Here is a 23,206-nt window from a genome sequence, read left to right as displayed (position 1 = left end):
ACGCGACTAGTCGCGTTAGCACTTATTTTATTGTTTTAAATTCATATCCTTGACCCTTTAAATATTCTATAATTTGAGGTAATGCATTAGCAGTTCCTATTTTACCATAAGTATCATGCATCAATATAATTACTTTTTCTTTTGTTCCAACCTCTTCCTTTAATATGCTAAGGAACTCTTCGGGACTTTTATTGCGCTTACCTTCCGCATCTTTAATTTGAGCATTCCAATCTATACTGACCATGTTTTTTTTCTTTAATATTGTATCAAACTCTGGTAAAGTTGGATCTTTATAATATGTCCTGGACATATATCCTCCTGGCACCCTTAAAATATTTGTATTAAAATCCTGGCCAAGAATATTTTTTAAAGCGTCCTCGGTTTTTTTCACATCATTCATGAAAACAGGTATATTAATTTTGTTGTTAGGAAACAACACATTCAGGCTATGACAATAAGTGTGATTGCCTATTGCATGTCCTTCATTAAATTCACGCTTTACAAGTTCTTTACTTTTTTCATTCTCTTCTACATTTTCTCCAATCAAAAAAAATGTTGCTTTAACGTCATACTCTTTTAGAATATCTAGTATTTGGGGGGTTACAGTGGTAGATGGACCATCATCAAAGGTAAGAAATGCTATCTTCTTACCATCATTTTTTTCTTTGTAATTTACTATGGCATTTACCTTTGTAGCATCATAAATGTACTTTTGTCCTTCTTTATTTACGGTATAATTTTTTGGTGGTTTATTGATGGTTTCATTATTATGCTGTAATGCATTATTATTTGTAGCAGTAACTGGTTCAGCTTTAACTTCTTCTTTAAGAAAATTTTTACCTATTATGAGAGCACCTATTAAAATTAAAAAAATGCAGCCAGATAATAAATTTATTTTTATAGTTCTTTTATTAAGTCTCTTTGTTTCATTAATATTTAACACTTATTTAACACTTCCTTAACAGCTTATTTGCAAATAATAAACACTGAATAAAATTACAATTAAATACAACTTGTCCAAAATTTGCAATATTATCATCTCATATGTAAAATGTTGTCGTATCTATACATTTATAATACTACTTATTCTAATTTAAGAGATTACAGAATTATTACAATTTCATTACATATTTCATATTACGTTTAAATTTAACTTGCTAAGCACTCAGAAAAAATAAGGATTAAACAAAATAATGAATATGATGTAGTTGTATTAGATGAGCTTACTATAGAATTATATTTTAAATTTATGGATATAGAATGTATATTGGAATTAATAAAAAATAAACCAGAAGTTTAGAACTTATTATAGCAATGGTGTTTTGTCGAGGAAAGGTATTGTGGGTACTTGAGGGGCCCACTTGCTGATTTCTTAACATAGTGATATTATTTTAATGTAACTAAAACCAATTATTAGGAACAATACATATATATATTCTCGATAATAGGAATTGAATATCTTTTACACGTTTTTAAAAGTGTCTAGAATTTGATATTCGTACTTTACATTATAAAAATAGGAGAAGTGATAAATTTGAAGCAATTTGATAATGATATACAACTTATAAAATATGAGGTAATAACAGAGGTAGTTAAACTTGCGATTAAAGGAACTCTAAAAAAAGAAGGTAGAAATCTATTTAAGGTTCTTGTTCCAGGCCCTAAAGCAAGAACTCGTTGTTGTATTCATAAGGAAAGAGCAATTATTGGGGAAAGAATAAAACTTGTAATGGGCGGATGTAAAAAAAACAAAAATGTTATTGAAGTAATAAGTATTGCTTGTGATGAATGTCCCATACAACGATTCACGGTTACCGAAGCTTGTAGAGGTTGTTTAACACACAAATGCATTCAAGTATGCCCTGTGGATGCAATTCACTCTATAAATCGTAGATCTTACATTGATACAGAAAAATGTATTGAATGTGGCAAATGTGAAGCTGCTTGCCCGTACAACGCAATCTCTGATGTTATGAGACCATGTCGTAGAGCTTGCAGTGCAGGCGCATTAAGTATTGATGAAGATAAAAAAGCAGTAATAGATAATGATAAATGTATACAATGCGGTGCTTGTGTTTATCAATGCCCTTTTGGTGCAATTATGGATAAATCATCAGTAGTAGATATTACTAATGCATTAATAAAATCAAAAGAAGATAAAAATATGCATGTATATGCTGTCGTTGCCCCTGCAATCGCTAGTCAATTTACCGATGTTAAGATTGGTCAAGTACTTTCAGGTATAAAAAAAATGGGCTTTTATGATGTCGTAGAAGCAGCTATTGGTGCAGATATGGTAGTTCAAAATGAAACAAAAGAATTTATAGAAACTATCGAGGAGCTCAAAACTATGACAAGCTCTTGTTGCCCAGCTTTTGTTTCATATATCAAGAAAAATTACCCAGAGCTCGGTAAACATGTATCAAGCACAGTTTCTCCGATGATAGCAATTTCTAAGCTCATTAAAAATACAGATCCTTTAGCTAAAGTTGTATTTATTGGACCTTGTACGGCTAAAAAAATGGAAATAAAGCAATCAGATATAAAAGGCATTACTGATTATGTAATGACTTTTGAAGAACTTCAGGCAATGCTTGAGGCATTTGAAATAGAGCTTCAAGAGTGTGAAGAACTTCCTTTGAATAATGCTTCTTATTATGGAAGGATTTTTGCTAAAGCTGGTGGTCTTACCGAAGCAGTAAAACACTTAGTTGATGCTGAAAATGTTTCAGTTGAGTTTAAACCTATTAGCTGTGACGGCCTTATTGAATGTGATAAAGCCTTGAAATTATTGAAATTTAATAGATCAAACGGCAATTTCATAGAAGGAATGGCTTGTTCTGGTGGATGCATAGGTGGAGCAGCATCCCTTAAACATGGTTCACGAGATAAAAATGAAGTAAATAAGTACGGAAAATTAGCGTTAGAAAAAGATGCTAGCGATTCACTCAAAGTAATAAAGGTAGAGGAAATTGATATGCACCGTGGTAAAAACTTCATGTCTAAATAATCTTTTATAAGAAGAGGTATAGCAAAATTTTGCTATACCTCTTCTTATAAAAGATATTCTATAACTTTATATACTACTTAATCAATTTATTTTCCCTCAAAAAGTCTTCGGCAACCTTTGCTGGTTCTTCGGAAAGCTTATCAACTTTATAATTTAAGTCTATCATTTTTTCTTTCGTAATCTTGCCGCCTAATTTATTAATTAAAGGTTTAAGTTCTGGATGTTTTTCAAGAGTTTTACTACTAACTATGGGTACACAATCATAATTTGGGAAGAAGTTTTTATCATCTTTTAAAACCTTAAGGTTATATGACTTTAATAACCCTTCAGTTTTAAAAGCATCTATAGCATCTACTTTTTTATTGTCTAAGGCTGTATACCGAAGTCCTCCATCAATCGCGCTAGCACTTTTAAATTTCAAATTATATACTTTAGTTAATCCTGAATAACCATCTGCTCTATTGCAAAATTCTAATGTAGCACCGAGATTAAGCTCGCCTCCTACTTTTGCAAGGTCTGAAATGGTCTCTAGATTGTATTTTTTAGCAGTGTCTTGTCCTACCGATAATGTATAAGTATCATTAAAACCAAGGGGTTTTAGCCAAGTTATACCGTAGTTTTTAATGTAATAATCACTTACAATTTTATAAGCTTTAGCTGGATCATTAATTGGGCACCTCTTCATAATACCGACTAAACTCATTCCAGTATACTCAGGGTACATGTCTATTTCACCAGTTTTTAATGCAGAATAAGCGAGGCCTGATCCTCCTAAATTTAAATGTGTCTCTACTTTGATATCTGTATTTTTTTCTATTAGTGTTGCTAGTATATTACCTAATATAATTTGTTCGGAACTGTTGTAACAACCTACCACAATAGTGTCAGTCTTTTTAGTGGACATATACACACCGCTAGCTATCAGTATCATAGCTAAACTACTAGCTATGATTTTTTGCGTTTTACTAAACTTATGTTTTTTTCTCTTAGACAGTTTAATTGTTCCATCTGCTTTTCTGATTCCTGGAGGTGTTACCCCTTGTTCAATTTTCTCTACAATAGAGTCCATTAACAGTGCTAATAAACATGCAGGAATTGCTCCAGCTAGAATCATATTATTATCTACCGTTTGCACACCTGAGAATACCATATATCCAAGTCCGCCTGCACCTATAAATGCTGCAATTGTCATAAGTCCAACAGCAGTAACTGCTGATATTCTTATACCAGTCATAATTACTGGGAACGCAAGTGGTAATTGAACTAATTTAAGTACTTGTTTATTTGTCATACCCATGCCTTTAGATGACTCGATTACATCTGGATTTATATTCATAAGTCCAGTATAGGTATTTTTTATAATAGGAAGTAGTGAATATAAAAATACCATAAGTATTGCTGGCGTACTACCTATTCCAAGTATTGGTATTAAAAACCCTAATAAAGCTAAACTAGGTATTGCTTGTATTAAATTCGCAAGACCTATAACGGGCCCCGATAACTTCTTAACTCTAGATATTAATATACCTAAAGGGATTCCAATAATTATGGCTATAACCACAGCAAATACGGTTAATTCAATATGTTGAAGTGTTAAATCTATTATTTGACTCTGCCTTGAAACTACAAAGTCTTTAAAACTAACTATTCCATTTAATATGCCCATTATTCATCATCCTCCTGGTTAATATACTGATTGCTTAAAACAATCAACAAGCTACTCTCAGTAATTAATCCAACTAATTTAGAACTGTCATCTACAACTGGAACATATCCAATTTTAAGTTCATTCATTAGATTTAATATATCTATTAAAGAGTCATCTAAATTAACGGTTTTAATTTCTGTGCCCATAATAGTATTTACCTTTATAGAACCTATATAATTCCTTATAATATCTTTTATTGTAATGATTCCTTCCAGCTTATCTTCTTTATTAATAATTAACAAGCTGTCCACTTTGTTTGCCTTCATGATTTCTAAAGCTTGGACTACTGTTCTGTTGCCACTAGTTGTAATTGGCTCTGTAATCATAATATCCCTAGCTTTTATAAACCCTGGTTGCTGCCATATTCTATTTTTACCTATAAATTCTTTAACGAAATCATTAGCAGGATTATTTAAAATTTCTTCTGGAGTATCATACTGAACAATGTTTCCGTCCTTCATAATACAAATTCTATCACCGAGCTTAAGGGCTTCATCCATATCATGAGTTACGAAAACTATTGTCTTTTTAGACTCTTGCTGAAGATTAAACAATTCATCTTGAAGCTGATTTCTCGTAATTGGATCTAAGGCACTAAAAGGCTCGTCCATAAGAATTACATCTGGATTTGTTGCCCAGGCCCTTGCTACCCCAATTCTTTGTTGCTGACCTCCACTTAATTCACATGGATATCTATCAACATACTCTTCTGCCTTCATTCCTACCATCTTTAAAAGTTCAGTTGTTCGGTCAAGTATTTTATCTTCTGGCCATTTTTCCAGCATTGGTATTATTCCAATATTCTCTCCTACAGTCATATGTGGTAAAAGTCCTGTTTGCTGTATGACATACCCCATATTCCGTCGTAGCTTAATTGTATCACCCTTTAATATATTTTTACCATCCAAGTGTATGCTCCCTGATGTTGGTGAAATTAACCTGTTAATCAATTTTAAGGTTGTGGTTTTACCGCAACCACTTTGTCCTACTATAACTACAAATTCTCCCTTATTTACAGTAAAACTAATGTCGTTAATTACGGTTTTGCCCTTGAAAACCTTCCTTATATTCCTAAACTCTAACATATAACCTCTCCTCAATAAAATAATAGAATGTCAGTCAAATTTTATTAATTAAAACTAACAACCTATATGGTATCATAGGATTGTCTGTTTACAAAACTCCATAAATTGAGAATAAATGTGACAGGTCTGTCAATATTGGGGTATAGGTGATATACGGATAAAAATGGAACATATGCTAGATAATAGTACCATTACTGGCTATATGGTCTTTTATAGGGGCCGAATATAGGCTATTTATGTTTTAAACATTTTATATTTTGTTTTTGTAGTACAAATCGAGTTTGTTTTAGTCGCCCACGTAAGTTTTACGTTTTAAGTGATGACGGTAAAGAAGCATATCATTGTTTAAAAAGTGAGTGGAAATCTCTTTCAAAACACTTAGATGTATTATTAATGGAGGATGGGTTTAAAACTTGGAAACCCTAGTTATAAATTGTTCACAATATTGACACTTAAATGCAACAATTATTTGTTACTATTATTAAAAGAAGCAGAAGTGCTGAAAAATAATATCAGTATTAAAACGAAATTATAATATAGCCTTTAATGGCGGAAATGGGGACGAATTACTATGAAAATCAAAGCAAAAAATGCGTCTAAAAAATCAGGAAAATCTGCTATTTCAATTACTTTGTATGTTGTCGCTTCAGTTGTTGCAATTATGGGAGTTGCATTATTAGTTAATAATGTTTTCTTATATAGAACTAACTTTAATCAAGCTGTAGCTCAGGGTTATTCTGCCGCTACTGTAAGGGATGCGTTAGTGCCATCACAATTGTTGCCAGGAATATTTGAACCAGTTGCAATATATGGAGGTATCGCATTTCTTCTATTAGGAGTGGGTGTAGTAAACAAAAAAGTTTCAAAATGTTTAATATGCTTAACTAAAGCTGAGGTTTGTAATGATATTGTTGAAGAAGATATTGATGAAGAATATTTTGATGAGGAATATATTGTAGAAACAATTAATCAGGAAGAAATTGATGGAAAAATTCAAAAAGCTTAATCGAAATACAACAAAAAGACTTGTCTCATTATACGAGGCAAGTCTTTTTTTCGCCTAACCTTATAATTTAATTAATATCTACAATGGTATTTTTATCTACAATGTTCCAGCAAGTTTTTCCAGGATTTAATGGCAAATTATTACCACCCTCATCAGTTAGAAGTGTTTGCGAAGTGGCATCTTTTTTAGCCCAATGCATTTTTATAAATTTACCATTACTAATAACATAACCATCCCCCTTACCTACAAGAGAAATGTCTAAATGTTGTCCATCTGCTTGTTTTTTAATGGAGGTGATTTGCACCACTATGGTTTTAAATGCTAGTGGAAGCTTATTCTCTTTATTAGTTGATGATTTTCCATCCATGCTTTTGAGGTAAAGCCCATCCTTATAATTGTAACCAGTGTTGTAATTTTTGTTTATTTTTAAAAGTACATCTATAGCTTTCGGTGATTTAGCGTTATCCCAATAGCCTTTGTCAAATTTTAATTTTACAGTAGGAGCTTTGACAAAATCTTTTCTTTTAACAAGTTCTCTTAATTTTTCTGTGGAGGTATAAAGATTATGAGGAGCCTTTCGCAGCGAATCTCTCCAATAAGTAGAAGCATGTGTCATTTCATTCATACTCATCAAGTTTTCATTTTTTATTTTAACAAGAGCTTCCGAACTTCCACCACAATGAGCAAAGGGCAGGTTATATTCTTTTGAAATATCTAAGAAGTAAGGCCTGGCACTTCTAATTGGTCCAACCTTTTCAGCATTGTTTTTTTGAAATAATGCAATGAATCTAGGTGTGCCACCTTCAGCCATGGTCTCATAAACTATATCCGCAGCATTCAAACCCGATTGAGGTCTTGCAGCTACTGAGTTTTCTACTACCACAAGCACAGCAATATTATCTAATAGTTCTTTTTTTACCGCTTCACCCGTATAAGGAGAGAAGTACTTTTGTGAGGTCTTTACAGCTGATTCTGTTTTTTTAGGGTTTGATTGCTTTGGCGTAGCAATAGATTCAGCTTTTTTGCTACAACCCTGCGAAATAAAGCTTATGGAAATAATTATACAAAATAATAGTATAGATTTGTTTTTCAAAGCAACATCTCCTTAGTTAATTTTAGAGGAAAACGTCATTACATTCATTCCTCTATTTTAATCTATTCGAAATATTGTGTATATAGAATAATATAAAAACTAAAAATGCCATAGGAGGATTAAATTCGCTCATAAAAACCACCGCGGGCATAGCTCATGTAACTAATTAGCAATGTAGTGTTTTTTTGTTGGAAATGGTATAATAATAATGTAAATTGTCATATTATTATAAGTTTTAGTTTGAATTCTTATTAAGGTGGTGCTAAAATGCTTGATATAATTATTTGTGAAGATAATGAGATGCAAAGGGAAAAGATTGAATGTATTATAAAAAATAAATTAATAGATTTAAAGCTTGATTTAAAGATAGTTTTATCAGCTGATAATTCTAAAGATGTAGTTAATCATCTTAAGAACAACATAGAAAAAAGCTTTATTTACTTTTTAGATGTAGATTTAGGCACTAAATCAAATGGAATAGACCTTGCAAAAGAGATAAGAAATTATGATACAAAAGGATATATTGTTTTTATAACTTCACATGCTGAGTTATCATTTTTAACATTTAAATATAAAGTACGAGCTTTTGATTATATCTTAAAATTTGATGATGAGGCTCTTAAAAGCAGCATTTCAGAATGCTTAAGTGGAGCCTACAATAATTATAAAAATGTTAATGTTAAAGAAAAAGAAGTCATTTCAATAAATCTAGTGAATAGGATTGAAAACTTTCTATTTAATGAAATCCTATTCTTTGAAACAGCAGATATTGGTCATAAATTAAGGGGTCATACGACTAATGGCCATTTTGAGTTCTATGGAAAAATGAAGGATCTAGAAGCTAAATTACCATCATATTTTTATAAATGTCACAGATCTTATATAGTTAATACCACCAAAATTAAGTTTTTTGATAAAAAAAATAAAACTATCTATATGATAAATGATGAAATCTGCTATAGTTCAGCATTATATCTAAAAGGATTAATTAAAAAATGTTTAATATGATAATGGAGTTATTATATATATTTATTATTGCATTAAATTTTGGTATTATTATGATTAATATAAGTTATATGGAAATAACTAAAAAAAACCTTTTAGTTATTAATAGTGTTTTATTTTCTATAATTGTATTATTGAATAATTATAATGAAAACAAGTTGATAATTCCTATTACAACAATAATAATGAGTATATATTTATATATACTTTTTAAAAAAGTATACTATGCTCTATTAATTTCTATTTTTATACAATTGATTTTTGCTTTTGGTGATGCTGTTACTGGGGTTATCTTAGTTTTTATTTTAAAAATTAAATATTGTGATATACTAAATAATCCTAAAATTAAATTATTAACAGCTTTATTAATCTTAATAGTATGTTATTTTCTAAGTAAATTTTCATGTAAAGTTTTAAAAAATAACTATGTTAAAAATTTTTTGAATATAAAATCAAAAAATATTTCTATTTTAGTCTCCACTGTAGTAATATCACTTATTTCTATATATTCTTATTCTTTATCATTAAAAATGATATTTAATAAGCCTAATAAATTTTTTATTTCATTAAACCTTTTTTTGATAATTAGCTATTTTATTGTGATATTAATATTAACTCATACAAATAACGAAAGTATTAAAAAAGATTTAGAATGGGATTACAGAGAAAAGGAATTGGCCCATCTTAAAGAATATACTATAAATTTAGAAAATCTTTCAAATGACTTAAGAAGTTTTAGACATGACCAAATTAATATATTCCAAACAATAGGGGCATATATTGAGTCAGAAAATATAAAAGGGTTGAAGGAATTCTATTATAAAGAATTAATGCCTGAAAGTAAAAAAATATTGGAAAAGAATCGATCTTATACATCACTTATGCATATAAAAATTGATTCGTTGAAAGGACTACTTTCTTCTAAAATTATTAAGGCTCAATCAAAAAACATAAAAGTCAAAATAGAGATTGTGGACGATGTTAATGGATTATCAATATATTTAATAGATATCTGTAGGATTATCGGAATTGTTTTTGATAATGCAATAGAAGCTGCGATATTATGCGATAACAAATTTATTGAATTTTTAGTATATAAAAATAATAATAGTACTACATTTATTATAAAAAATTCTTGCCCGGAAAATACTGCATCTATTCATAAAATATACGAGAAAAATTTTTCAACAAAAGGCGTCAATAGAGGAATAGGCTTAAAAACTGTTAAAGATATTTTGAATGAAAAATATGATAATGTATATTTAAATACTAGTATTGATAATTTCGTTTTTACACAAGAACTAATTATTGTTAATAATTAGTTCTTGTGTTGTAAATTTTCATAGTCATTATTTGATTTTCTGAAAATAAAGAAGTCTAAGAGAGTAATTTATTGATAAAAATTAATATTAATTACATTTCACGCTCAAAAAAGCCCAACTTAGGAAATAATGTAGAATCAAATAATTAAACATGGTAAAATAAAGTCATGGTAATTCAAGTAAATCGATAGAAGAACTGAGGAAAAAGGGTTTATAAGATTGTGCTAAAAGTTTGGATTTAGTGCTATAGAAATAGACTAATAATTACATTGTATGTAAACGATTGTCTGAATTGAATAATTATTAATCATGATGATATCTTGTTCCATTCTTTTGTTTAGGTATTTTAGTTCTCGCGAAACTAAAATACCAAATCATGAGCGGGAAGCAAGTTATTTATATAAATTATTAAAATATAATGGGGTAAGTCAAAGATAGATTAATATTTTTGACAATACCACAAAAAAGGGGTGTCTTATGGAAACTTATTTATGTCCAAAAATAGATTGTACTTCAGTTGAAGTTACTGAAGATCAAGCGTGGGTTATAGTATTTATGGCAGCGTTACTAGCGGTAGGTGTTACATGGATGGTAGGCATGTCAGTGTGGTGTGTTAGTAATGGTTACAAGGGATTCACTGGTGATTATAGCATAGTTGAATGGGGATTAAAAGTCAATTTTGAATGTAAATAAAATGTAATAATAAATTTATTTTATTATTGCAACATCTTAGACAAGCTTATAATTAGGCTTGTCTAAGATTTATTTATAATCTATATTTGGATACTGTAAGGATATTTAGAATTAAAAATATAATAATGTATATTTAAATATTAGTATTGATAACTTCGTTTTTACACAAGCACTAATTATTGTTAATAATTAGTGCTTTAAAGTTGCAGATTTTTATAGTTATTATAAGGTTTTCTGAAAATAAAGTAGGCAAAGGGAGTAATTAAAAAGGATTCTTGGAAGATGGAATAAATAATTATATTTTTATAAATTGAATTTGGTAATAATAGACTTACTGAACACGAAATTAATACAACAGCGATAGATTTTAGTTTTAAAGCTTTTCTTAATTTTTTGCTTACAAGGGGACGCTCAGCTGTATCGGCAGGAGCATATTTAACAACTAAAATTAAGCTTATTAAAAATAAGATAATTATTGAAGTTCTATTTAGAGTGAAATTTAGACTTAAAAACACATTTCCTAAGAAAATTATATAATTTAAAAAAATACACTTTAGGCTAGAGTCTGCATGAACGCCATTAGCAAAAGATCTAAGGAAGCCAAAAACTATAAATGCTATTAATGTATAGGTGAATACTTTAAGAAAATATGATGTTACAAACAGAATAATCAATTTGTATATACTAATTAATATAACTTGAGTGCCATAATGGAGTATTTCAAGTTCTTCCTCTGTCTTATCTAAATTTTTTTTGACAAATTCCATGTATAAGTTGCTTAATTTTTCATTTATATTCATATAACGCCACCCTAAACAATAATTTATTGATAAAAATTAATATTAATTACATTTCACGTGCAAAAAAGCCCATCTTAGGAAAAAATGTAGAATTAAGCAATCACAATATGGTAAAATAATATCATGGTAATTCAAGTAAAGCAATAGGATAACTTAATAATAAGGGGTGGAAAAATGAAAAATTTAATATTAGAAAAAGTAGCTTCAATAACTTGTTCTGGTGTATCGGCAGTGGCGAAAGCTTCATCATCAATGTGTATAGTTTGGTCATTTAATGAATGTAAGATGCCTAAATCACTATATAAGGTTGATAAAAAATTATAAAGAGATTTGGTATGGGTTTGTATTTTAGGTAAGAATATTAAAAGGACAACCCTTAAAGGTTTATAATGTGGTAGTAGAGAAATAAGGGTAGTAATTATTTTGTATGTAAACGATTGACTGAATTGAAGAATTATTAATCATGATGATATCTTGTTCCTTTCTTTTGATTAGGTATTTTAGTTCTCGCGAAACTAAAATACCTAATCCTGAATTGGAAGCAAGTTATTTATATAAATTATTAAAATAAAATTGGGTAAGTCAAAGATAGATTAATATTTTTGACAATACCACAAAAAAGGGGTGTTGTATGGAAACTTATTTATGTCCGAAAATTGACTGTACTTCAGTTGAATATACTGAAGATCAAGCGTGGATTATAGTATTTATGGCAGTATTACTAGTAATTGGTGTTACATGGTTCATAGGTATGTCAGTGTGGTGTCTTGCTAATGGTTACAGTGGCTTCACTGGAGATTATAGCATAATTGAATGGGGATTAAAAGTCAAATTTGAATGTTATTAAATGAATAAAATGCAATAAAAAAGCTATTTTATTGCATCATTCTTCAACTTAGACAAGCCTATAATGGATAATAAGCTTGTCTAAGTTTCATTTAAATTTATAGTTGATTGCAAAATAAAATTTTACAAAAACAATATTCTATTTAGGGAGGAGAACTTTTATTATGTTATCAATTAAAGACCTTAGTAAAAAATATTCAAATAATTTTTGGGGCATTCAAAATTTTGATTTAGAACTAAAAGAAAGAGAATTGGTTTCAATTGTTGGTCCAAACGGTTCTGGAAAAACTACAATAATTAATTGTTTACTTGGAGTTATTTCTCCAACCAAAGGGACTTTGTCTTTATACGGTCAAAAAAATAATACTAAGAAATTTAAAGAATATATTGCATATGTACCGGACGAACTATTACTTATTGAGTCTTTGACAGGTAAAGAATATATTAACTTCGTAAAATCAATGTATCAAAATGTAAATGACGAAAAGATTAAAAAACTTGTACAAATATATAATATGGCAGAAGCTATGGAGCAAATAATAAAAAATTATTCACATGGAATGAAGAAAAAGCTTCAATTAATTGCAGCATTTATGTTAGAAGGCAAATTGATGGTGTTAGACGAGCCATTTAGAGGATTAGATGTAGAATCGATAATAACAACAAAAAAAATGTTGAGAAAATTTTTGAAAGATGGAAAAAGTATTTTAATGTCAACTCATGATCTTCTTTTAGCTGATAGTTTGAGTGATAGAATTGTAATAATTTCAAAAGGGAGGAAAGTTGCAGAAAATACTAGTAATATATTAAAAAAAGAATATAACTGTAATTCACTTGAAGAAGTTTTTATTAAAGCATCTCTTGATAAAAGTAGGAGTGATAAAATTGACGAAGTCATTAATAATTTGTAAATTAATTTTTAAAATATGGCAGAGAAGTTTAGCAAAAATATTGAATACTAAAAGTAAGGTTGTAGGAGTAATTTCATTTTTATTATTTATTACCTTATTATCCGTAATAGCAGGATACTGTGTTGTAAATCCTATAATAGTAATGTTTGTGAATGGGGATACTAGGTCACTATATTTATTGTTTTCTGGTATATTGGTAAATATTTCTGTGGTAACAACGGCACTATTTGTATTGGTGAAATCTGTAATACAAGAACGCGGTGAATTTGAAATGCAGTTAAATTGGTTTCCGCTTACTACATTCGAAAGGAATTTAGGATACAAGCTTCCAATATTTTTTGTTGTATTTGTCAGCGAATTGTTTATAAATACTTTATTAGTTGTACCTTCATTGGTTATGAATGATTTACAGGGAGGTTTTTTGCTAGCCAGTATATTAGCTTTTATTATACAAATTACTTTTGTATTCTTTTTAAATACAATAATATATGACTTTTGTATATTTATTATATCTATGATTGGACTCCCTTATAGAAAGCTTATAACGCTTTTAATTTTACTAATGTCAGTATTTTATTATTTTATAGAAAATTTTTCGGTGGAAGGGATTTTATCTTCATACACTAAATTTGATTATAATATACTTTATTTAATTAGTGGAGTTCTTATGAAATCAGTAAAGGTTGCAGCATTTAATTCTGTAAGCTATTTAAGAATAAGTATTTATATCTTAATTACTGCATTTTTAGCTTTAAGCACTTTATTTTGCTATGAAAAAGTTCAGAATAACAACTCTTCTAAAATATTAAAATTTCTGCCTATGTCAAAGGGGTTTAATAGATCATTAATTATAAAAGAAGTTAAAGTTCAAATTAGAAATGAAGAAAACTACATAAATATAATAATTTTTTTGCTATTGTCAATTTTAGTAAGATTTAAATTGGGAAATTTAGAGCCGAATATTATGATAATAGGGATAGTAAGTTTAGTTTCTAGTATGTTGGCGCTAAACTCCTTTGGAAATGAAAATAATTACTTTATAATGTATAAAGCTAATGGGGTTGAATTGTTAAAGGTGTTGATTTCAAAGGCAATAGGATTATGTATTATCGGATATGGTTTATTTCTACTTATAACTATAATAATACTAGGAATTGATATGGATATATATCAAGTATTGATTAGCATTCCAATAGTTATTAGTTCAATAATATCATTATATATTTTAGGAATATTAATTCCAGTAGATAACAAGAACCCTTATATGGGTGTATTTGCTTTTTTTATTCTCTTTTTTACAATGATTCCTATAGTAGTTATATTAAATCAAATAATTACAACAAATATGTCTTTGATAATTGTGGCGGTAGTACTTACAATTATATTATTTACTGCTTTTTATTTAGTGGCCAAATGGAGGATAAAATATGAATAAATTAAAAAGAATACCATATATACCTCAAAATATTGAGATTAATAAAGATCACATATTTGATCATAATCTACATGCTGATATTCCAATAAATGAAACGGCTTATAAAATATTATTACTAGTTGATGGAATTAAAAGTGTAAGTGAGATTACAGAATATTTAAACAAAGAAATCAAGATCGATTATGATGTTCTATATAATGATATAAATAATTTATTCTATGAATTAAATAAAAATTATCTTTTAAACTGGAAGTATGACACCAATATAAGGATAAAAAAAATATTTATAAATCTTATTGCACAATATAAAAAAGGATATAAAGAACGAGTTACTATAAAAAACAGCAACTTTTTTTCTGTATTTAATAGTATTAATAATGTGATTTTTAAAAAAATAGGAATATTATTTATATGGACATTAGTTCTATACATATTGAGTGTAGTTTTAATTAGTGATAGTTTAGCTTCGGGAGTAGCATTTGGATTTTTGATCGCTTTTGTTGGATTAATTTTGAGCACAAACATACATGAATTATCTCATATGTATTCTTTATGGATAAAAAAGAAAAATAAAAATATAGGATTTTTAGGGGTAAGTCCATTGGGAGTGAGATTTGTAAGACCGGCAGAAACTAATTCTAAGAACAATATTATTATAGCCTTATCAGGATCAATAATTCCTGGAATCTTAGGAGTCTTAATGTACATCATTAGTTTCACTATGTTTAAAGAGTGGCAATATTCTGTGTATATCAATATTTTTGCGGGAATGTTTGTTATTCAATTAGTACATTTACTACCATTTACAGGTGATGGTAAAAATATTCTTAACTATATATTCTTAATGATATACAATAAAAAAATAATTTAGATACTAGGGGAGATTAATATGATAAAAATTAGTGAAAAAACATATGGTTTAGCGGCTGTTTTAAGTATAATTATTTTACCTATAACTGCTATGAGTTTAATCTTTCTTAAAATGTTTGGTAATAAAAGTGGTAAAATCCTTTTTAACACAATGGAGATTCTTAAAATTGGAAACAATGGCTATACGTTTAATATAAAGACTACATTTTTATTATTAGTTTTGGCTGTATTTTTGGCGACTATTGTCTTATCAATAATATTTAATATTTTATTGAAAGGATTAAGGAAAAATGAAGGTTAAAAGAAAGAAAAAATGTGTTGTCATTACAATAAGTTTAGTTCTATTAGTGATTATGGGTATTTTTATAAATAGATCTGAGGGTTTAAGTAAAAAAGATGATATTAAGACTATATCTAATGCTGGAATTGTTTTTGGTGATATTAAGGCACCTGTTAAGATAATTGAGTATACGGACTTTAATTGTCCAGATTGTAAAAAAATGAATGAAAATATTGAGCCAATCCTATTAGAATACATAGCTAATAAAAAGGTTGTTTTAATATTTAAGACTGTTAATGAAAATATGCATTTAAATATTCCTAAAATTAGTACAGAGGATTATAAAGAGATTGGAAAGATCTTCAATGAAAAAGAAAAGTATATTAGTCCAAAATCAGAGCAGTACTTAAAGTCATATTTAGGAGAGAAATTATATAATAAAAGGAAAGATGATAACAAGGAAATAAAGAAAGAAATAGACTATCTCAAGATTAATACGATACCAACAATGTATGTAGGTAATGAAAAAATGGTTGGTATTTATAAAAAAGACGAATTTAAAAGAATTGTAGAAGATATATTAAACTCCAATTAGGAAAATAAATTGTGGTGGAATTATGATTAGATGTTTTAATCGTAAATAAATAGTAGGAACTTTATCATATTCATAGTGAAATTGAAATAATAAATAATCCAAGTGAGGTTAAAATATGAGAAGTATGAATATTAATAAAGTAGTAAAAAGATACTGTAGAATATTATTTTTACTAATAATATTCTTTGCCATTAATTTCTTAATGGTCGACACAATTCATGCAAAGACTAATGAGTTAAATTTGATTTATTTCAATGTGCCTCTTTGTAATACATGCAATAAGTTTGAAGATGAACTAAATAAGTTACAGAAAGAACATAAAAATATTAAGATATATAAATATGATATAAGTAAAAGTCAAAATTATGAGATGCTTGTTAGATATAATAATGAATATAAGTTAAATAAAGAGACTGGAGGAGCACCAATTATATTCGTATCAGATAGATATATAAAAGAGCCGTCTGAAATAAAGTCTATAATAAGAGAAATATTACAGAATGAGAATGAGAAGGTTAAGGAAACACCTATTTTGGAGGGAATTCAGATAAATGCAAATTCATTCAATTATGATATTTTAGGTTTTATATTTACAGGATTTATTAATGGACTTAACCCATGCTCTATATCCATGCTCTTATTTTTTCTCTCACTTATTAGTGTCAAAAATGTTGGAATAAAGAAGCTTGGTTTTAGTTTTATTTTAGGTAAATTTATAGCATATTTATTAATAGGTTCAGTCTTATACACATATCTATCTAAAATAAATATAGGAATATATAATACAATAATGAAAGAAATATTTATATTGTTTTCTGCTATAATTATTTATTTGAATGTAAATGATTTTTTAAAAGCAAGAAAAGAAAAATTTGGACAAATTAAAAATCAACTCCCAAGAAAAGTTAGACGTTTTAATCACAATGTAATAAAAAGATTTTTGGAAAATAAAAGTGGGAAAATATTAGTTATTATAAGTTTTTTATTAGGTGTAGTTATTTCATTAGGAGAATTTTTATGTACAGGACAAGTATATCTTGCAAGTATAAGTTACATGATACAAAAAAATAGCATTTATTCTCTTAAGGCTTTTTCTTATTTATTCTTATATGATTTAGTATTTATTATACCACCAATTATAATCGTATTTATTATTGATAAAGGGACTGATATGTTCAAAGTATCATCATTCCTTGTAGAGAAAATGTATTTAATAAAACTATTAACCGCAATAGTGATGTTCTTATTTTGTTTATTTATAGTTTTTATAATTTAATATAGTAAATATAAAGGAGTTTATTAAATGCCGAGAAATATTAAAATAACAGATAATGATAATTGCATTTTATATGAGGGTAATCTTTATAAACTACCAGTTGCAGAGAATATTATTATTGAGCAAAGTATTGAATACTTCAATGATTCAGAACCCTGTTTTTTACATAAAAGCGCAGTTACAAAAAAAATATATTATGAAATTGAAGACTTTTTTCAAGAAAAAGATAACATTGGCGTTAAAGAGATAAAATTAGGTGAATTTCCATTAATTTTGAAACGTCTTCTTGAGAAGATTGGAAATGCTAAAAGCATTTACTTGTAGTATGACATATTTGATGTGTATTTTTATTAATTAATATACCAATAAACTAATTTCTTTTAAAAAAGATAAGTAATCATTAATTATTATTGATTACTCATCTTTTTTCTTTTGATATTAATTTCTATTCTTTTGGATATCAACTTGAATGAAGAAAGAAATGGATTGTCATTAGGTGGAGAAATCAGGAAATTGGATGATTATAAAAATGAAATGATTTTTGTGACAAATCACATACAAATGGCATTTAAAGTTTTTCAGTATAAACTAAGAGTTTTAGAGTTTATTGATAAAAATTATAATATTGATAAACAGTTAAAAGAAAGTATTTTAATTGCAACGAAAATATTAAACAAGAATAAGGAAGAAATTGAAGAAAAATCATTGCAAATTAAGTTTGGAAAATATGTAGGGGAAATGGATGTGAGATTTTGAAAATCATTAATAAATTTTATGAATTTGCTATGTCCGATTATGCAGCTAATGTTAGAAAATATATTCCTTGTTTAATTATAATTTCAATTATCCAATTTAATATTAGTAGCTTTTGGCCAGAAGGCATATTAGAAATTTTTATGTTTTTAGTATTGTTTGTAGTTAATTTGAAATTTATTTGCGCTGTAATCAAAAGCTATAAAGAATTTTGCAAGTAGAATTATGGTGTTTTTTATGGGTGAATTTAAACGGTATTACCCTTATTTTACAAAAAAGCTATCCAATAAAACGATACTTAGTTTAGAAGTGGAAGGCTTCGTAAATCTACAAAACAAATACAACATTAATTATATTCGAAAAGTAATAGAAAAAAGGTGGGTATAAATGAATATATTCAAGGACTTTGTTAAACAAGACACTATACTCTCAAAATTATCAACTAATGGAAGTAATTTATTTTTGGCGGTAGTATTACTTTTAGGCACATCAATAGTCTTAATTAATAGCTTTTTTTATTATTTCTGATATGTTTTTTATAAGTAGATTTTTACGGTGTTGTTAAAAAAAGGATTAACAGGTGTAGAATTGTTAGGTGCCTGTAAAAACATGGATGCGGGCACAAGCCTAAGGGGGAAGAAGTAATCACCTAGATAAAACATTTAACATAGTTGGTATCACCCTATTGAATGGACACAACTAAAAAAGAGTTGTAAAATTCATTTTATGGAATGATTTTTTTGAAAAAATAAAGAAATTATCAAGTTAAAGTTAATCTAAACACTGTAAATATGTATTTAGAAGAAAATATAGGTGGAATTACTATCGCAAAGACTTTAGGCCTTAACAGGTGTGGCAGAGTTTTATTAATGCTCAAGAAGTGTTTTATGTGGGTAGGATAAAAATTAATACTAATATTTATACAGAAAATGAGATCACCGAATATGGACCTAAAACAAGAAAAACGTATTATCATCTAAATATTAAAGAGCTCGCAGAGTATTTAGCCAAATATTCACTCTGTTGGGGAGTAATATATCCAATGCTACTATGTATCATTTTTATGGTTTATTGACCTTTTATTTATCTAATCTGTTACTGTTGATTTTGATAGGGAATATTCACTGCTTAACCCTGCTAAGCTTTTTTCCAGAGTTAGATAGCTCTACTATTGTATTTTTGAATAAAGCTGTATATTGTTTTTGACCTCTTGCAATTATAAACACATCCTTATCATATTTATATTTTAATGTGTTCGGTTTTTAGTGTCTACAATATTATACTAACACCAAATGAGTGGTAATTTCTCTTGGAAATATAACCATTAATTTCGCTAGTAAGCTATTAATATATATTATGGAAATCAGTATTCGAAGTCAAGCAAGGGAGCAGGCACGATGAGTAAAAGCATTTTATGAAATTTGACTAAATCATATTACAATAGAAGTCTGTGAAAGCAAATTATATAGATAATAATGTATTTAATAGAACGGGAAGTTGATTTAAGCAAAGAGATAACTTCTGGTTAGCATATAATAATAAATTACAAAAGGGGAACATATGAGTTTAGTGTTTATATATATCATTATAAGTTTTTTATTAACGAACATAATTCACGAGCTAATTCATTTTTTGGCTTTGAAATTAATAGGATTGGATATATATTGTCTTGATGCTTATCCAATTAAAATTTATAAAAATGAAGATAAATATAATATAAAAATAGATATAAGCTTAAAGAATACATGCCTGGTTTTGTTTTACCTGAAATAAGTATGCTTAGAAATAAAACTGATTTTAAAATTCAAAAAAATAAAATTATATTTATAACTTTGGCCGGTTCTTTTGGAAGTTCAGTATTGGGAATCATAATTAATATAATATATAATTATTATATTCCAAATTTGTTTATTAAAGTTTTTGGTGTTATGTCAATGATAATAGGGGGTCTTACTCTTTTATTTAGTGATGGGATAATGTCTTATAGGCTATACAAGGATAAAGTGTTTGCCGTATCAACTTTATTTTACTATAATAATATATTATCAAATCAAAAGCAAAATATTAATGAGGAGAATCTGTTTATTTACAAATATGCTAATGATGTATGTGAAGAATTAAATATGGAAGATAAATTTTTCCACAACATCAGCCATAATAAAAATCAAATAAATTTACAGACATATATACTTTATTATGTATTAATTAATAGTATTGATGGTTTTAATATAAATATAATTAAAAACATGGAGAATTTAATAGAAAAGTTATCCCAAATAAAATATTTAAATGGAAATCTGTTTGAATATATAAATGTAATTGTTATATATATGGTAATTAAAGAGGGAAAATTAGAAGAGGCAAAAAAAATATTTGAGTTAATAAGAAATAGTTCTAATAAGAGAAATTTTTATCAAAAATACATTATTAGTAGAACAAAATATTTTCTTAACGAGATTACTTATAATGAGGTTTTAAACTCAATTCCTAAATCATCTATTGTAAATAGTAGATTAGAAAAATTATTATTTGAACAATTTAGGAATTTATATATTCTTTAGAACGGACATCTCACCCCATTATAAAAAATGGAACGTAGTGACTAGTTTTTAGTTACTAATTAGCTGCAAATGCTACAAAATTTGCTGATTAATAAGGTTACATAAAAATAATTAATAACTAACACCTTGACTTTAATCTAAGAAGATCTAATTACTTTTGGGGTTAGTGATGATAAACAAGAACCATTGAGATACGTCTAAATACCCATGTCAAAAAATAATTATAAAAATAGGAGATATTATAAATGAAAAAGTCTGTTAAGATCTTAATGTTATTAAATTTAATTAGTTATATAAGTAATTTTGCATTTGCATTTATATATTCATACGATAAAATCGTATTGAAAAATAATTTAACAATAGAAGTGTTTTGGGTATTGTCACCATATGTATTTTTAATCGCTACATCATTTATATTAGCTACTGATAACAAAGAAGGATATAAAATGTTTAAAATTGAAGCAATAATCGATTGGGTTATAAGAGTTGCATCATGTTGTGTTGCTTTTCAAGGATTTAATTTCAAATTTTTATCAGCAGGGTTTATTATACAACAAGTCATATTAGCTTCTTTATTAATTGTTAATGTATATTTGGAATATAAGATGTATAAAAAAGCAAAAAAACATACACCTGTTAAAAAAGAAAATATGGAAGTTGAAATAATATCTGAAGAAGAAAAACAAAATATAAGAGAAATTGGTAAAGCGGCAACACTTGGAATGAATTCATTTTTTATATTTGCGGGTTTTGGAATGGGTATAACACAAATACATCAGATTGATATTAAATTACTAAGAATATTTATTGTATTTGTTTCTATTTATTCATTTATATGGTTTTGTATTGCTAATTATAGAAAGTGTTATTTATTTTATTTAGATAAATCTTTAGCAAAGAGAATTTTTGTTAGAGACGGTTTGTATGCATCTCTTGGATATATATTAGTTCTTATATCTGCATTTGGATTTTTTGGGATAGGTACTTTGCTTGAATCTGCGGTTATATTGATTGGGATTTTATTACTATATCCAACAATATGTACTGATAGAAAAATAGGACTTAGATATACAAAAGTTAAAGATATTTTAGGTGAAAATTTTTATTTGTATTTTAATTGTAAAGAAAAGAATTTGTAGCAAGGTGAAGAATGCGACTGCGACTCCTGCAGTTTGTGTATAAATCGGATTTTCTGAATTATAATCATCACCATAGAAGGAACTGTTTTCAGTGACTTCTATGGTGATTTTCAGTTACATCCTATGGGGTTTGGACAGTCACCTAAAAAAGGAATAAAGCGACGGTTTGGTAAAAAGAGTATGGAGCTGTTCAAGGTAAGGTTTTAAATATAGATCAAGGTTAAAGTAAAACTTGATAAAAATTACCTTGCAGATAAAAAAGGAGGAAAAGTTAATGTTACCCTTGGTATGATTACAGAAACTAGGGTTAAGTATGAAAAAATCACATATATGAAATACTTCATGGAACAGATTGGGATAAAACTTAATTAGCTATTTTAGGTGTCAGCAAGTGCTTTTGATATAAATAATGCAATTAATGTGATTATTAATTGTAGTAAACAGTTGAAAATATTATAATAATGGGAAGGGGATTAAAAAATTGAAATGGCTTTAAAATTACCGAATAATTATGTTGAGGTTGAGAGTGGTGAGATGGAGTATGGTTAGGAGTTGATGTTATGCCAGTTCGGGTAGCTGGAGAAGGAGCTATCTCATCATATATTAGAAAGGTAGGAGTTAGTGAGGGAAAAAAATATTTAATAGGAATATTAAAACCAAATTACTTTCTATTGGTGCTGGAGCACTAGCAGGTAGCCTTGTTGGTGCAGTAAATTTTGCAATAAATGCCGCTGATATTGGAAACACTGTTGCAAGATACTTAGATAATCATGATTCAAAACCAGGAAACGGTTGGTTATCAATATAAATTTTATAAT

The 23,206-nt window shown here is 27.6% G+C and carries 26 protein-coding genes; 21 read left to right on the top strand and 5 right to left on the bottom strand.

Annotated features, from left to right (window positions below; genetic code table 11):
- Positions 1-22 precede the first annotated feature (22 nt).
- Positions 23-943 carry a polysaccharide deacetylase family protein gene (locus ACWJKE_RS10020; protein ID WP_462953234.1) on the bottom strand — a complete coding sequence of 307 codons (921 nt, stop codon included), beginning with the start codon at positions 941-943 and terminating at the stop codon, positions 23-25.
- Positions 944-1,174: 231 nt separating this feature from the next.
- On the opposite strand from ACWJKE_RS10020, the gene ACWJKE_RS10015 reads away from it, so the two are divergent.
- Together ACWJKE_RS10015 and ACWJKE_RS10010 are read left to right on the top strand one after the other, a co-directional pair.
- On the top strand, positions 1,175-1,300 hold the full coding sequence (locus ACWJKE_RS10015) for a cob(I)yrinic acid a,c-diamide adenosyltransferase (RefSeq protein WP_216303237.1): 126 nt from the start codon (positions 1,175-1,177) through the stop codon (positions 1,298-1,300).
- A 234-nt stretch (positions 1,301-1,534) separates the two neighbouring features.
- Positions 1,535-3,010, top strand: coding sequence for a 4Fe-4S dicluster domain-containing protein (locus ACWJKE_RS10010; RefSeq protein WP_462958765.1), 1,476 nt, complete (start codon positions 1,535-1,537; stop codon positions 3,008-3,010).
- A gap of 73 nt (positions 3,011-3,083) precedes the next feature.
- Here the strand turns inward: ACWJKE_RS10010 and ACWJKE_RS10005 are convergent, their stop codons facing one another.
- Together ACWJKE_RS10005 and ACWJKE_RS10000 are read right to left on the bottom strand one after the other, a co-directional pair.
- Entirely contained in the window at positions 3,084-4,676 is a 1,593-nt protein-coding gene (locus ACWJKE_RS10005) for an ABC transporter permease/substrate-binding protein (protein WP_462958764.1), read from the bottom strand.
- Positions 4,676-5,803, bottom strand: a complete 1,128-nt coding sequence (locus tag ACWJKE_RS10000) for an ABC transporter ATP-binding protein (RefSeq protein WP_165413311.1) — start codon at positions 5,801-5,803, stop codon at positions 4,676-4,678. The genes ACWJKE_RS10005 and ACWJKE_RS10000 overlap by 1 nt, the downstream gene beginning before the upstream one ends.
- A 571-nt stretch (positions 5,804-6,374) precedes the next feature.
- Here ACWJKE_RS10000 and ACWJKE_RS09995 point away from each other — a divergent pair.
- The gene (locus ACWJKE_RS09995; RefSeq protein ID WP_253198191.1) at positions 6,375-6,809 is read left to right on the top strand and encodes a hypothetical protein; all 435 of its coding nucleotides are present in this window, start codon (positions 6,375-6,377) and stop codon (positions 6,807-6,809) included.
- A 67-nt stretch (positions 6,810-6,876) separates the two neighbouring features.
- Here the strand turns inward: ACWJKE_RS09995 and ACWJKE_RS09990 are convergent, their stop codons facing one another.
- Positions 6,877-7,902: a DUF3048 domain-containing protein gene (locus ACWJKE_RS09990; protein WP_220286769.1), complete on the bottom strand. Its 1,026-nt coding sequence runs from the start codon at positions 7,900-7,902 to the stop codon at positions 6,877-6,879.
- A 267-nt stretch (positions 7,903-8,169) separates the two neighbouring features.
- On the opposite strand from ACWJKE_RS09990, the gene ACWJKE_RS09985 reads away from it, so the two are divergent.
- From ACWJKE_RS09985 to ACWJKE_RS09975, 3 genes are all read left to right on the top strand, one after another.
- A complete protein-coding gene (locus ACWJKE_RS09985) occupies positions 8,170-8,910 on the top strand; it encodes a LytR/AlgR family response regulator transcription factor (protein ID WP_216303218.1) in 741 nt (246 codons plus the stop codon).
- Entirely contained in the window at positions 8,898-10,229 is a 1,332-nt protein-coding gene (locus ACWJKE_RS09980) for a sensor histidine kinase (protein ID WP_462958763.1), read from the top strand. The genes ACWJKE_RS09985 and ACWJKE_RS09980 overlap by 13 nt, the downstream gene beginning before the upstream one ends.
- 477 nt (positions 10,230-10,706) lie before the next feature.
- Positions 10,707-10,922 carry a hypothetical protein gene (locus ACWJKE_RS09975; protein ID WP_216303216.1) on the top strand — a complete coding sequence of 72 codons (216 nt, stop codon included), beginning with the start codon at positions 10,707-10,709 and terminating at the stop codon, positions 10,920-10,922.
- A gap of 197 nt (positions 10,923-11,119) precedes the next feature.
- Here the strand turns inward: ACWJKE_RS09975 and ACWJKE_RS09970 are convergent, their stop codons facing one another.
- Positions 11,120-11,722, bottom strand: coding sequence for an accessory gene regulator ArgB-like protein (locus tag ACWJKE_RS09970; protein WP_220286767.1), 603 nt, complete (start codon positions 11,720-11,722; stop codon positions 11,120-11,122).
- 174 nt (positions 11,723-11,896) lie between these two features.
- On the opposite strand from ACWJKE_RS09970, the gene ACWJKE_RS09965 reads away from it, so the two are divergent.
- The 15 genes from ACWJKE_RS09965 to ACWJKE_RS09895 all read left to right on the top strand — a co-directional run bounded on the left by ACWJKE_RS09965 (position 11,897) and on the right by ACWJKE_RS09895 (position 23,077).
- Positions 11,897-12,046: a cyclic lactone autoinducer peptide gene (locus tag ACWJKE_RS09965; RefSeq protein WP_165413317.1), complete on the top strand. Its 150-nt coding sequence runs from the start codon at positions 11,897-11,899 to the stop codon at positions 12,044-12,046.
- A gap of 307 nt (positions 12,047-12,353) precedes the next feature.
- A complete protein-coding gene (locus ACWJKE_RS09960; protein WP_216303214.1) occupies positions 12,354-12,569 on the top strand; it encodes a hypothetical protein in 216 nt (71 codons plus the stop codon).
- Positions 12,570-12,732: 163 nt separating this feature from the next.
- The gene (locus ACWJKE_RS09955; protein WP_216303213.1) at positions 12,733-13,479 is read left to right on the top strand and encodes an ABC transporter ATP-binding protein; all 747 of its coding nucleotides are present in this window, start codon (positions 12,733-12,735) and stop codon (positions 13,477-13,479) included.
- On the top strand, positions 13,454-14,914 hold the full coding sequence (locus ACWJKE_RS09950) for a hypothetical protein (RefSeq protein WP_216303212.1): 1,461 nt from the start codon (positions 13,454-13,456) through the stop codon (positions 14,912-14,914). The genes ACWJKE_RS09955 and ACWJKE_RS09950 overlap by 26 nt, the downstream gene beginning before the upstream one ends.
- A complete protein-coding gene (locus ACWJKE_RS09945; RefSeq protein ID WP_216303211.1) occupies positions 14,907-15,785 on the top strand; it encodes a PqqD family peptide modification chaperone in 879 nt (292 codons plus the stop codon). The genes ACWJKE_RS09950 and ACWJKE_RS09945 overlap by 8 nt, the downstream gene beginning before the upstream one ends.
- 18 nt (positions 15,786-15,803) lie before the next feature.
- Complete coding sequence (locus ACWJKE_RS09940; protein ID WP_462958762.1) at positions 15,804-16,085, top strand: hypothetical protein; 282 nt, start codon at positions 15,804-15,806, stop codon at positions 16,083-16,085.
- A complete protein-coding gene (locus ACWJKE_RS09935) occupies positions 16,075-16,659 on the top strand; it encodes a thioredoxin domain-containing protein (protein WP_462958761.1) in 585 nt (194 codons plus the stop codon). Before ACWJKE_RS09940 ends, ACWJKE_RS09935 begins: the two co-directional genes overlap by 11 nt.
- A gap of 115 nt (positions 16,660-16,774) precedes the next feature.
- Positions 16,775-17,935 (top strand): urease accessory protein UreH domain-containing protein, encoded by a 1,161-nt coding sequence (locus ACWJKE_RS09930; protein ID WP_216303209.1) that lies wholly within the window; start codon positions 16,775-16,777, stop codon positions 17,933-17,935.
- Positions 17,936-17,962: 27 nt separating this feature from the next.
- Positions 17,963-18,259 (top strand): hypothetical protein, encoded by a 297-nt coding sequence (locus ACWJKE_RS09925; protein ID WP_165413325.1) that lies wholly within the window; start codon positions 17,963-17,965, stop codon positions 18,257-18,259.
- A 141-nt stretch (positions 18,260-18,400) separates the two neighbouring features.
- Entirely contained in the window at positions 18,401-18,691 is a 291-nt protein-coding gene (locus tag ACWJKE_RS09920; protein WP_220286764.1) for a response regulator, read from the top strand.
- A complete protein-coding gene (locus tag ACWJKE_RS09915; RefSeq protein WP_220286763.1) occupies positions 18,688-18,909 on the top strand; it encodes a hypothetical protein in 222 nt (73 codons plus the stop codon). The genes ACWJKE_RS09920 and ACWJKE_RS09915 overlap by 4 nt, the downstream gene beginning before the upstream one ends.
- 166 nt (positions 18,910-19,075) lie before the next feature.
- Positions 19,076-19,216: a hypothetical protein gene (locus ACWJKE_RS09910; RefSeq protein WP_220286762.1), complete on the top strand. Its 141-nt coding sequence runs from the start codon at positions 19,076-19,078 to the stop codon at positions 19,214-19,216.
- Positions 19,217-20,463: 1,247 nt separating this feature from the next.
- A complete protein-coding gene (locus ACWJKE_RS09905; RefSeq protein WP_462958760.1) occupies positions 20,464-21,249 on the top strand; it encodes a hypothetical protein in 786 nt (261 codons plus the stop codon).
- Between the two features lie 245 nt (positions 21,250-21,494).
- The gene (locus ACWJKE_RS09900; RefSeq protein ID WP_220286760.1) at positions 21,495-22,388 is read left to right on the top strand and encodes a hypothetical protein; all 894 of its coding nucleotides are present in this window, start codon (positions 21,495-21,497) and stop codon (positions 22,386-22,388) included.
- A gap of 560 nt (positions 22,389-22,948) precedes the next feature.
- Entirely contained in the window at positions 22,949-23,077 is a 129-nt protein-coding gene (locus ACWJKE_RS09895) for a hypothetical protein (protein WP_258280573.1), read from the top strand.
- Positions 23,078-23,206: the final 129 nt, after the last annotated feature.

The sequence above is a fragment of the Clostridium sp. CM036 genome, assembly GCF_055081135.1.
Note: the sequence above shows the minus strand (reverse complement) of the source record. Positions and strands in the feature narration are given on the sequence as shown.

Coding starts and splice junctions, on each gene's coding strand:
- ACWJKE_RS09985 (WP_216303218.1), top strand. CDS start 8,170: ATGCTTGATATAATTATTTGTGAAGATAATGAGATGCAAAGGGAAAAG.
- ACWJKE_RS09955 (WP_216303213.1), top strand. CDS start 12,733: ATGTTATCAATTAAAGACCTTAGTAAAAAATATTCAAATAATTTTTGG.
- ACWJKE_RS09960 (WP_216303214.1), top strand. CDS start 12,354: ATGGAAACTTATTTATGTCCGAAAATTGACTGTACTTCAGTTGAATAT.
- ACWJKE_RS09970 (WP_220286767.1), bottom strand. CDS start 11,722: ATGAATATAAATGAAAAATTAAGCAACTTATACATGGAATTTGTCAAA.
- ACWJKE_RS09945 (WP_216303211.1), top strand. CDS start 14,907: ATGAATAAATTAAAAAGAATACCATATATACCTCAAAATATTGAGATT.
- ACWJKE_RS09975 (WP_216303216.1), top strand. CDS start 10,707: ATGGAAACTTATTTATGTCCAAAAATAGATTGTACTTCAGTTGAAGTT.
- ACWJKE_RS09900 (WP_220286760.1), top strand. CDS start 21,495: ATGAAAAAGTCTGTTAAGATCTTAATGTTATTAAATTTAATTAGTTAT.
- ACWJKE_RS09935 (WP_462958761.1), top strand. CDS start 16,075: ATGAAGGTTAAAAGAAAGAAAAAATGTGTTGTCATTACAATAAGTTTA.
- ACWJKE_RS10005 (WP_462958764.1), bottom strand. CDS start 4,676: ATGGGCATATTAAATGGAATAGTTAGTTTTAAAGACTTTGTAGTTTCA.
- ACWJKE_RS09965 (WP_165413317.1), top strand. CDS start 11,897: ATGAAAAATTTAATATTAGAAAAAGTAGCTTCAATAACTTGTTCTGGT.
- ACWJKE_RS10000 (WP_165413311.1), bottom strand. CDS start 5,803: ATGTTAGAGTTTAGGAATATAAGGAAGGTTTTCAAGGGCAAAACCGTA.
- ACWJKE_RS09940 (WP_462958762.1), top strand. CDS start 15,804: ATGATAAAAATTAGTGAAAAAACATATGGTTTAGCGGCTGTTTTAAGT.
- ACWJKE_RS09910 (WP_220286762.1), top strand. CDS start 19,076: ATGAATATATTCAAGGACTTTGTTAAACAAGACACTATACTCTCAAAA.
- ACWJKE_RS09995 (WP_253198191.1), top strand. CDS start 6,375: ATGAAAATCAAAGCAAAAAATGCGTCTAAAAAATCAGGAAAATCTGCT.
- ACWJKE_RS09980 (WP_462958763.1), top strand. CDS start 8,898: ATGTTTAATATGATAATGGAGTTATTATATATATTTATTATTGCATTA.
- ACWJKE_RS09925 (WP_165413325.1), top strand. CDS start 17,963: ATGCCGAGAAATATTAAAATAACAGATAATGATAATTGCATTTTATAT.
- ACWJKE_RS09895 (WP_258280573.1), top strand. CDS start 22,949: ATGCCAGTTCGGGTAGCTGGAGAAGGAGCTATCTCATCATATATTAGA.
- ACWJKE_RS09905 (WP_462958760.1), top strand. CDS start 20,464: ATGCTTAGAAATAAAACTGATTTTAAAATTCAAAAAAATAAAATTATA.
- ACWJKE_RS09930 (WP_216303209.1), top strand. CDS start 16,775: ATGAGAAGTATGAATATTAATAAAGTAGTAAAAAGATACTGTAGAATA.